The organism is uncultured Sphingomonas sp. (genome assembly GCF_964237335.1).
Lineage (GTDB): Bacteria > Pseudomonadota > Alphaproteobacteria > Sphingomonadales > Sphingomonadaceae > Sphingomonas.
The window spans coordinates 1-9775 of record NZ_CAXSHM010000060.1; the positions used below are offsets into that span (position 1 = coordinate 1).

The 9775-nt window shown below is 66.8% G+C and carries 9 protein-coding genes, 1 tRNA gene and 1 pseudogene; 5 read left to right on the forward strand and 6 right to left on the reverse strand.

Features of this window, described 5'->3' with window-relative positions; translation table 11 throughout:
- The first annotated feature begins 142 nt into the window (after window positions 1-142).
- The 5 genes and pseudogenes from ACFE65_RS16690 to ACFE65_RS16710 all read left to right on the forward strand — a co-directional run bounded on the left by ACFE65_RS16690 (window position 143) and on the right by ACFE65_RS16710 (window position 4490).
- Entirely contained in the window at window positions 143-1189 is a 1047-nt protein-coding gene (locus tag ACFE65_RS16690; protein ID WP_375383490.1) for a CBS domain-containing protein, read from the forward strand.
- A gap of 147 nt (window positions 1190-1336) precedes the next feature.
- Window positions 1337-2218 (forward strand): annotated as a pseudogene (locus ACFE65_RS16695) (YifB family Mg chelatase-like AAA ATPase); the annotation flags it as partial.
- A 22-nt stretch (window positions 2219-2240) separates the two neighbouring features.
- Complete coding sequence (locus ACFE65_RS16700) at window positions 2241-2816, forward strand: DUF805 domain-containing protein (RefSeq protein ID WP_375383491.1); 576 nt, start codon at window positions 2241-2243, stop codon at window positions 2814-2816.
- Between the two features lie 45 nt (window positions 2817-2861).
- Window positions 2862-2946, forward strand: a tRNA-Leu gene (locus ACFE65_RS16705).
- 74 nt (window positions 2947-3020) lie between these two features.
- Complete coding sequence (locus ACFE65_RS16710) at window positions 3021-4490, forward strand: hypothetical protein (protein WP_375383492.1); 1470 nt, start codon at window positions 3021-3023, stop codon at window positions 4488-4490.
- A 135-nt stretch (window positions 4491-4625) separates the two neighbouring features.
- Here ACFE65_RS16710 and cyoD read toward each other — a convergent pair whose 3' ends face one another.
- The 6 genes from cyoD to ACFE65_RS16740 form a co-directional block, all read right to left on the reverse strand.
- Window positions 4626-5021, reverse strand: a complete 396-nt coding sequence (cyoD, locus tag ACFE65_RS16715; RefSeq protein WP_375383493.1) for a cytochrome o ubiquinol oxidase subunit IV — start codon at window positions 5019-5021, stop codon at window positions 4626-4628.
- Complete coding sequence (locus tag ACFE65_RS16720) at window positions 5018-5722, reverse strand: cytochrome (ubi)quinol oxidase subunit III (protein ID WP_375383494.1); 705 nt, start codon at window positions 5720-5722, stop codon at window positions 5018-5020. The genes cyoD and ACFE65_RS16720 overlap by 4 nt, the downstream gene beginning before the upstream one ends.
- Window positions 5719-7719, reverse strand: coding sequence for a cytochrome o ubiquinol oxidase subunit I (gene cyoB / locus ACFE65_RS16725; RefSeq protein ID WP_375383495.1), 2001 nt, complete (start codon window positions 7717-7719; stop codon window positions 5719-5721). The genes ACFE65_RS16720 and cyoB overlap by 4 nt, the downstream gene beginning before the upstream one ends.
- A complete protein-coding gene (cyoA, locus tag ACFE65_RS16730; protein WP_375383496.1) occupies window positions 7719-8663 on the reverse strand; it encodes a ubiquinol oxidase subunit II in 945 nt (314 codons plus the stop codon). The genes cyoB and cyoA overlap by 1 nt, the downstream gene beginning before the upstream one ends.
- Window positions 8664-9080: 417 nt before the next feature.
- Window positions 9081-9317, reverse strand: a complete 237-nt coding sequence (locus tag ACFE65_RS16735; RefSeq protein ID WP_375383498.1) for a hypothetical protein — start codon at window positions 9315-9317, stop codon at window positions 9081-9083.
- A gap of 15 nt (window positions 9318-9332) precedes the next feature.
- Window positions 9333-9775: peptidylprolyl isomerase (locus tag ACFE65_RS16740; RefSeq protein ID WP_375383497.1), on the reverse strand; the 443-nt coding region annotated here is incomplete at its 5' end.

The window sequence follows — 9775 nt, forward strand, 5'->3', positions numbered from 1 at the left end:
CGCCAGCACTGCGCCGGCGTTCCTGTGGCCGGGTTTGTCACCGCCCTTCACACCGAATGCTGCGGAGGCGTTCGCTCGGCCGTTGCCCCCGGGTCCGTGTGGTCTAAGATGGTGCGAGTTCGCGAGACGGATGGGGAAGCGCATGCCGCCGAAGGAGCTGAAGACCGTGGCGGACGCATTGGCGGCAGGCCGCTCCGTCAACCCGGTAACCGTGCGTGAGTTTCTGTCCTGGTTCGACGCGAAGCGCCGGGGCGTCTCGATCGTGGCGCACATCCGCGAGCAGCTCGAGGAGCTATCGTTGGAGACGCTGCCGGACTTCGAGGAGCCGTGGCTCGACGGATCGGTCGGCTTTCACCGGGCTTCGGCCATGGCGGAGGGGACTGCCGCGCCAATGCCGGGAGCGGTTCCGCCCCAGTCGGCGAATGCTCCGACTACCCACGAGGTCGGGTGGGCGCATCGCGACGCCGGATACCGGCTTAGCCGCTTCCAGGCGGCGAACAAGAAGGTCGTCTACATAGGCCCGGACGCCAGCGTCAGCGAAGTCGTGACGACCATGATGCTCAACGACTTCTCCCAGCTTCCCGTAATGGTCGGGGAGCGGACGGTGAAGGGCGTGGTGACGTGGCCCGAGATCGCCGCGCGCTTCGTGCTCGGCAAGCCCGGAGCGTGCGCTCGCGACTTCATGGTCGAGGCGACAATCCTTGACGAGACGGCCTCCATCTTCGACGCGATCCGCGCCATCGTCGAGAGGGATTTTGTGCTCGTGCGAGACCGTGAGCAGCGCATCGCCGGAATTGTGACGGCGGCCGATCTGAGCTTGCAGTTCAGAGCTTTGTCCGAGCCCTTCCTGCTGCTGAGCGAGATCGAGACGCATGTCCGCAACATCATTGGTCAGCGCTACTCGAGTGATGAACTACGTGCCGTCCGGGCTCCGGGCAGCACGCACGACGTCTCGACGGTCGCGGATCTCACCTTCGGTGAATACGTCTTCCTTCTTCAGGATGGTTCCAACTGGGCGCGATTGGAATTGAAGGCCGATCGGAAGGCTTTTTGCCGGCAGCTCGAGAAAGTGCGGGGCATCAGGAACCTGGTGATGCACTTCGATCCGGACGGGCTCGTGGACGAGGATCTGCGGACGCTTCAGGAGTTCTCGTCGTTCCTGAAGCGGCTCGACCAGATCAGGAGCTGATTAGCCATGCCCGCGGCCTGTGATGCGTTTGGCTGCGTGACCAGGGGGTCAACCTGGTCGCTAGCTGCCAATGCCGTGGCGCTGCGGCATGCGCATTGGAGGCGTGAGAATGATAAGACGCGTCAGCGACCTGCTTGTGTAGCCTTATCTAACCTGCTGATGGTCGGCCCGCCGGGATCGGGCAAGTCGCTGATGGCGAGCTGCCTTCCCGGCATTCTGCCGCCGCTCGACGCCGCCGAGGCGCTGGAGACGAGCATGGTGCAATCGGTCGCGGGCACGCTCGCCGGCGGCCGGCTGACGCGCAACCGGCCGTTCCGCAGCCCGCACCATTCGGCGTCGATGGCGGCGCTGACCGGCGGCGGGCTGAAGGTGAAGCCGGGCGAGGTCTCCCTCGCGCATCTGGGCGTGCTGTTCCTCGACGAACTGCCCGAGTTCGGCCGCGCGGTGCTCGATTCGCTGCGCCAGCCGCTGGAGGCGGGCACCGTCAGCGTCGCGCGCGCCAACGCGCACGTTACCTTCCCGGCGCGGGTGCAACTCGTCGCGGCGATGAACCCGTGCCGGTGCGGGCATCTGGGTGACGCGGCGCTCGCCTGCGCCCGCGCGCCGCGCTGCGCCGCCGATTACCAGGCGAAGGTGTCGGGGCCGCTGCTCGACCGCATCGACCTGCACGTCGAGGTGCAGCTGGTCAGCGCCGCCGACCTCGTCCTGCCGCCGCCCGCCGAAGGATCGGCGGAGGTCGCCGGGCGGGTCGCGGCGGCGCGTCAGGTGCAGGCGGCGCGCTATGCCGATGTGGCCGCGCGGACCAACGCGGAAGCCGACGGACCCGTGCTCGACGCGCATGCGATGCCGGACGAGCCGGGCCGGCGCCTGCTGGCGCAGGCGGCCGAGCAGATGCGGCTGACCGCGCGCGGCTACACACGCGTGCTGCGGGTCGCGCGCACGATCGCCGACCTGGCGGGGGCGGAGGGCGTGGGGCGGATCCATGTCGCGGAGGCGCTGAGCTACCGGAGGCAGGCGCCGCGCAATTGAGGTTCAACAGGGAGAGACGGGCATGGAATGGATGATCTTGCCGCTGAAGCGCTACGCGCAGTTCTCGGGCCGATCGCGGCGGAAGGAGTTCTGGATGTGGGTGCTGTTCATCATCATCGTATCGGTGGTGCTGTCGCTCATCGACGGCCTGCTGGGATTGAGCCCCGCGCCTAGGACGGTAACGCCGGGGCAGTTCGGCGCGACGCCGATGCCGACCGGGCCCGCCGCGTTCAGCCAGTTCCGGAGTGGCGTGCTGACGAGCATTTTCTCGCTCGCGATCTTCCTGCCGAACCTCGCCGTTCAGGTGCGCCGCTTGCATGACACCGATCGGCGGGGCTGGTGGCTGTTGCTGCCGGTGGTGCCCTACGCGATCGGTTTCGCCCTGATCATCGTCGGTGCGCTCTCGTCGTTCCGATCGGGACGGCCGTTTCAGCAAGGTGGGATCGGGTTGATGGGCGTGGGCGGCCTCTTCTTCGTCATCGGCCTGATCTGCGCCATCCTGGTGTTCGTGTGGTTCTGCATGGATGGCACGCGCGGACCCAATCGCTTCGGCGAAGACCCCAAGCGGCCGCATGATCTGGGCGAGGTTTTCCGCTAGCGGCTGGACGAACGGCTACCCGATATGCCATCGGGTGGCCGCCACGCGGGTGTGGTGGAATTGGTAGACGCGCCGGACTCAAAATCCGGTTCCGCAAGGAGTGTCGGTTCGACCCCGACCACCCGCACCATCGGCCGAGCGGACGAGACGCCGCCTGCCATGATCCCTTTGAAAGCACCTGCGATCGTCAGTGCTGCTTCCCGATTGCGCTGGCCGACCCGCTTCCCGCTGCCGCACTCGGCTGTCGGTCGGCTTGCCGCGCTGCTCGCGCTGGCGGTCGCGTTGCGCGCGTGGGACTTCGGCAATCCGGTCGTCCATGTCGACGAGCAATGGTATCTGCTCGTCGGCGACCGGATGTGGCACGGCGCCTGGCCCGACATCGACCTGTGGGACAGGAAGCCGCCCGGGCTGTTTGCGATCTATGCCGCGATCCGGGCGCTGCCGGGTGACGGCATCCTCGCCTATCAGATCGTCGCGACGCTGTTCGCCGCCGCGACCGCCGCGCTTGTCGACCGGGCGGCGGTGCGGGTGGGGGCGTCACGCGGCGCTGCGCTCGCCGCCGCCGCCGCCTATCTGATCTGGCTGCCGTTGCTGAGCGGACGCGGCGGCGAGACGCCGGTGTTCTACAATCTGTTCGTCACCGGCGCGGCGCTGCTGACGTTGCACCTGCCCGAGCGTGCGGCGGCGGGCGACCGGCGCGGGATCGGGCGGAGCGGGGCCGCCGCCTGTTTGCTGGCAGGACTCGCGATCCAGACCAAGTACACGCCGGTCGTGGAGGGCGCGTTCTTCGGCCTCGTCCACCTCCACCACCTGCGCCGCGCCGGCGCGCGCCTGCCCGCCGTGATCGGCGCGGGAGCGGCGTGGATGCTGCTCGGCGCGTTGCCGACCCTGATCGTCGTCGCCTTGTACGCGACCCGCCCGGCCGCCGAGTTCGCGATGTTCCGGTCCGCCGATTTCGGGTCGGTGCTGCTGAAGCATGGCTTCCCGGCGGGCAAGATCGCGATGCGGCTGCTGGGCACGACCGCGCAGCTTGCGCCGCTGTGGCTGTGCACGATCGCGACGATCCGGGCGGGAGGGTCGCCGGCGCTGCGGATCGCGGTCGGCTGGCTGGTCGCGGCGCTGATCGGGTTCGCGATGATCGGCAGCTTCTTCGATCATTACGCGCTCCCGCTTGTCGCGCCGCTCGCGATCCTGGCGTCGCGGACCTTCACGCGGCACCCTCGGGCGCTCTGGTTGTCGCTAATGGCGGGACTGGCGGTGTTCGTCGTCAAGCTTGCGACCCGCCCGGACGATGCGAGCGGCGCACGGGCGGCGGCGGCGTTCGTCGCGGCGCATACCCCGCCGGGCGAGTGTCCCTATGTCTTTGCGGGCGACTCGATCACCTATCTGCTCGCCCAAGCCTGCACGCCGACCCGCTACGCCTTTCCCTCGACGCTCGCCTACGCCGCCGAACAGGGCGCGACCGGGATCGACGAGGCGGCGGAGGTGCGGCGGATCATGGCCGGTCGCCCACCCGCCGTCGTGATGCTGGAGGAGCCGCTGACGCCGTGGAACCAGGCGAGCCTGGCGGTGGTGACGGCGGCGTTGAAGCGCGGCTATCGACCGGCGCTGCGTGTGCCCGAATACGGCACGCACCTCGTCGTGTATCTGCGCATTCGCCAGTCCGGCAAGTAAGAACTCCTTATTGCCACGCGCGACAGCAAAGCCGCCGCGTGACGTCGAACGGGTTCGTCGGCGTCGCCGCCGACCCGCCGGCCGGGTAAGGCGCTGCGCGTTGCGCATCGGCGCGGGCGTTGCCGCGCCTGCGCCTTACCTCTGTCTCGCCATCATCTCGTTCATCGGCATCATCGTGTCGTTGAGGTGCGACATGATCCACAACGATCCCGCCACGACCAGGAACACGATCAGCACCCCGAACGCGAGCGCCAGGACGTTGTTGGTATTGTCCGGCCCGGTCGTGATGTGGAGGAAGAACACCAGATGTACGCCCATCTGCGCGATCGCGAACGTCGCCAGCGCGAACGGGACGGCGGGGCCGTAGATCAGGTGCGTGGACGCACTCCAGAACGACGCCGCCGTCAGCGCCACGGCGAGCGCCAGGCCGATCAAATAGCCGGTGACGCCCTTGGCGATCCCGCTGCCGCCCGCGCTCTCCTCGCCGGGGGCGGCATCGCCGAACTCGGCGGCGTATTTGGTATCGCTCATGCGCCCATTCCCATCAGATAGACGACCGTGAACAGCCCGACCCAGATGATGTCGAGCGCGTGCCAGAACAGGTTGAAGCACAGCAGGCGCCGGCAGATGTCGTCGCGGAAACCCTTGACCTGCAACTGCGCCATCATCGTGCCCAGCCACAGCAACCCGGCCGTGACATGGAGCCCGTGGCAACCGACGACCGCGAAGAAGGAGGACAGGAACGCGCTCCGGTTCGGGCCCGCGCCACGTGCGATCAGCCCGACGAACTCCTGGATCTCCAGCACCATGAAGGCGAAACCGAGCAGCCCGGTGGCGAGCAGCGCCATCTGCGTCCAGAACCGGTTCTTCGCCTGCGTCGCGACACCGGCGAGCCCGCAGGTGAAGCTCGAGACCAGCAGCAGCCCGGTCTCCTCGGCGACCCGCAGCGGCTCGAACAGCTGCGCCCCCGTTGGCCCGCCCGCGCTCGCCTTCGCCAGCACGGCATAGGCCGCGAAGAAGCCCGAGAACATGATGATGTCGGACAGCAGGAAGATCCAGAAGCCGTACGCGACCGTCACCCGCTTCGACGCGGGGCCCCCTTCGCCGTGACCCGTCGCCTCGTGATGGCCGTGTCCGCTATCATGCCCGTCGCCGTGCCCGCCACCGCGGACGACGCGCTGACGCCCGAGCATGTTGGGATCGTGCGGCATCCTCGCGGCGGCCGCGCTCATGCCTGCACACCCGCTTCGATCCACGCACGACGGCGGGCACGGCGCTCGCCATCGATCCTGGCGAGCTCCTCGACCGGGATCTCATACTCATGCTCGTCGCGCCACGCGAACCACACGAACGTGGCATAGGCGCCGATCATGCTGATGATCACCATCCACCAGATGTGCCAGATCAGCGCAAAGCCGGTGAACGACGCGAAGAAGGCGGTGATGATCCCGGTCGGCGTGTTGAGCGGCATCTCGATCGGCTCATAATCGGGCAGCTGCGGCAGCGACTGCGCCTCGAGCGCGCCCTGCTTGATCGACCAATACGCCTCCTCGCCATGGACGTCGGGATAGACGGCGAAGTTGAACGTCGGCGGCGGCGAGGAGGTGATCCACTCCAGGCTGCGGCCGTTCCAGGGATCGCCCGTCTCGTCGCGCAGGGCCTCTCGGTTGCGGATCGACACGACGACCTGGAGGATCTGGCAGACGACGCCGACGGAGATGATCGCGGTGCCGATGCCGGCGACGATCATCCAGGGATACCATTGCGGATTGTCGTAATGCTGCATCCGCCGCGTCATGCCGAGCAGGCCGGCCGCATAGAAGGGGATGAACGTCACCCAGAAGCCGACGAAGGCGAACCAGAACGCCGCCTTGCCCAGCCCCTCGTGCAGCCTGAAGCCAAACGCCTTGGGGAACCAGTAGGTCATCCCCGCGAACGCGCCGAACAGGACGCCGCCGATGATGACGTTGTGGAAGTGGGCGACGAGGAACATCGAGTTGTGCAGCACGAAGTCCGCCGGCGGCACCGCCAGCAGCACGCCCGTCATCCCGCCCACTACGAAGGTGACGATGAAGCCGACCGACCACAGCATCGGTGTGTCGTAGCGGATGCGCCCGCCATACATGGTGAAGATCCAGTTGAAGACCTTCACGCCTGTGCCCACGGCGATGATCGAGGTGGCGATGCCGAAGATCGCGTTGACGTCCGCGCCCGCACCCATGGTGAAGAAATGGTGCAGCCAGACGGTGAACGCGACGATCACGATGAACAACGTCGCGCCGACCATCGAGCGATAGCCGAACAGCGGCTTCTGCGAGAAGGTCGAGATCACCTCGGAGAAGATGCCGAACGCCGGCAGGATCAGGATATAGACCTCCGGATGGCCCCATGCCCAGATCAGGTTCATGAACATCATGACGTTGCCGCCACCATCGTTCGTGAAGAAGTGAAAGCCTAGATACCGGTCGAGCGTCAGCATCGCGAGCGTCGCCGTCAGGATCGGGAAGGCGGCGACGATCAGCAGGTTGGCGCCGAGCGACGTCCAGCAGAACATTGGCATGCGGAAATAGCTCATCCCGGGCGCACGCACCTTGAGGATGGTGGTGACTAGGTTCACCCCGCTCATCAACGTGCCGATGCCGGCGATCTGGATCGCCCAGAGATAATAGTCGACGCCGACGCCCGGCGAATAGGCAAGCTCCGACAGCGGCGGGTAAGGCAACCAGCCGGTGCGCGCGAACTCGCCGACGAAGAGCGATACGTTGACGAGCAGCGCGCCAGCCGCCGTCAGCCAGAAGCTGACGGAGTTGAACGTCGGGAAGGCGACGTCGCGTACGCCGAGCTGCAGCGGCACGACGAAGTTCATCAGGCCGATCATGAACGGCATCGCGCCGAAGAAGATCATGATCGTCCCATGCGCGGAGAAGACCTGGTCGTAATGTTCGGGCGGCAGGTAGCCAGGCCCGTGGAACGCCAGCGCCTGCTGCGTCCGCATGAGGATCGCGTCGGAGAAGCCGCGGATCAGCATGACGAGCGCGAGGAAACAATACATCACGCCGATCCGCTTGTGATCGACGCTCGTGATCCATTCATTCCAGAGGTACGGGAAATACCCCTTCAGCCAGATCCACACGAGTACGCTCGTGATGCCAAGCGCGACCACGAGGCTCGCGATGATCGGGATCGGCTGCGACAGCGGGATCGCGGACCAGTTAAGCTTGCCGAGCATCAGCTATTTTCTCCGGGAGATACGGTCGGGCCGCCACGGCCCTCCTGCGGGCCCGCCGACGGGGCGACCCGCTGTGTCGCGATCGCCTGGAACAACGTTGGTGCGACCGCACGATAAGTAAAAGGTGTGACCTTGGTGCTTTGCTTCGAAAGTGCGGCATAGCCGGGGCCATCGAGCGACGGTCCCGAACCACGCGCCCCCGCGACCCAGCTGGCAAACTGAGCCGGCGACACCGCGTCCGCGCGGAAGTTCATGTCGGAAAATCCATCGCCGCTAAAATGCGTGCTCTGGCCGAAATAGCTCCCGGGCTTGTCGGCCTGGAGGCTGAGCTGCGTCACCATGCCGTTCATGGTGTAGATCTGGCTGCCCAGCTGCGGCACGAAGAAGCTGTTCATGACGCTTGCCGAGGTCAGCGAGAAGTGGACCGGCCGCCCGGCGGGCACCACCAGGCGATTGACGCTGGCGACGCCCTGTTCGGGATAGATGAACAGCCATTTCCAGTCGAGCGAGACGACCTCGACCTCCATCGGCTTGCCGGCCGCGGTGGCGGGCAGCGGCTTGAAGGGATCGAGCTCGTGACTGCCGATCCACGTCACGCCGCCCAGGAAGATGATCGTCAGGATCGGGATCGACCAGACGAGCATCTCGATCCGGCCGGAATAGGCGAACTCGGGCCGGTAGATCGCCCGGGTGTTACCAGCGCGGAACCACCAGGCGAAAACCAGCGTCAGGATGATGGTCGGGACGACGATCGCCAGCATGATGGCCAACGCGTTGAACAGGATCAGTTTCTCGCTGGCCGCGATCGGCCCGGCGGGGTCTAGGACGCCCTTGGAACAGCCGGACGCGAGCAACAGCGCCGTCATCGCGGTCGCCGCGCGCCAGTACCGCGGGTTCGTTGACCAGATATCGCGCATCGCCGCCGCCTTGCAGGAGAAGACCATGAGCCGCCGCTACGCCCTCGCGGGTCCGGCGTCATCCATTTTGACGAATGCACCTGGCGCGATCGGTACGCAAGCTAACAAGTGTTGTGTCAGGGGTTAATCCAGGTTGCGGGCTGGATCGGAGGCATGGACCGGTTTGGGCTAACTGATGCCACGCAACGACTGCTCCTGCGCGTCGGGATCAATCCGGCGCATGCGGTAGAACGGCGGCAGCACCTGCGTGCGACTGCTCTCCAACGCGCGGATGATCCGCATGATACCGCGCGGGTCCGCCAATCCTTCCTCGCCATCGGGCTCCGGTTCGGTGCCGCACAGGACGCAGTCGGAGAATACTTCATCTCGCCGCCGAACTGGTCGGGCGCCCTGAACGTCTCGTGGCTCTTCGGATCGCCGATTACGCGCTGCTGCTCGAGCGATCTACCGAACACTTAGGCTGGCCTCACCGCAACAGTGTCGTCGACGTCCGCCCCGGACCCGGAAGCCGGATGCCCGATGCCGCGTCATGACCGCGGACACGATCTCGGTCGGCTCGGCCTCGAACAGGTAGCGGGCCGCGTTGATCGGATAGGGCGCCGTGTCGAGCAACGGGCCGGCGAGCATGCCGCTCCGGGCACAATGGTTGGCGGGAGCGGGCCGGCTCCGCCATTGGTTCAGCGACGCTGAATCAACCTAACGGACACGACTGACGTGGATGATCCGAACCGGCTGACGCAGCGTCTGGTTCAGCATCGCCGCGCTGCGGCCGCCGGGATAGGTCGGCAGGGCCAGCATCCGGCGGACCACCGTCATGCCGTCCACGACATGGCCGAACGCGGCGTAGCCGGGAAATCCGGGCCGCGCGTCCATGAACCGCTGGTCGCCGACCATGATGGTGAAATTGCCCGCCGCCGTGCCCGGGTCGTTGCGCGCCATCGAGATCGTGCCGTCGAGATGGTGGATGCCGGTCAAGGTCGTCGGCTCGTGCGCGATCGGGAAGCGGGCGCGCGTCACGTCGACGTCGATGCCGCCCTGGACGAAACCGCGGTGCGGGTCGGTCTTGCCGGGCGCGGCGCGGTAGAAGCTCGTCCCGTCGAACCGGTGCTCGTCGACATAAGCGAGGAAATTGCCCGCCG

Excerpts from the sequence above, each read along its gene's own strand:
- ACFE65_RS16690 (WP_375383490.1), top strand. The coding sequence starts at position 143 with ATGCCGCCGAAGGAGCTGAAGACCGTGGCGGACGCATTGGCGGCAGGC.
- ACFE65_RS16700 (WP_375383491.1), top strand. The coding sequence starts at position 2,241 with ATGGAATGGATGATCTTGCCGCTGAAGCGCTACGCGCAGTTCTCGGGC.
- cyoD (WP_375383493.1), bottom strand. The coding sequence starts at position 5,021 with ATGAGCGATACCAAATACGCCGCCGAGTTCGGCGATGCCGCCCCCGGC.
- ACFE65_RS16720 (WP_375383494.1), bottom strand. The coding sequence starts at position 5,722 with ATGAGCGCGGCCGCCGCGAGGATGCCGCACGATCCCAACATGCTCGGG.
- cyoB (WP_375383495.1), bottom strand. The coding sequence starts at position 7,719 with ATGCTCGGCAAGCTTAACTGGTCCGCGATCCCGCTGTCGCAGCCGATC.
- cyoA (WP_375383496.1), bottom strand. The coding sequence starts at position 8,663 with ATGGTCTTCTCCTGCAAGGCGGCGGCGATGCGCGATATCTGGTCAACG.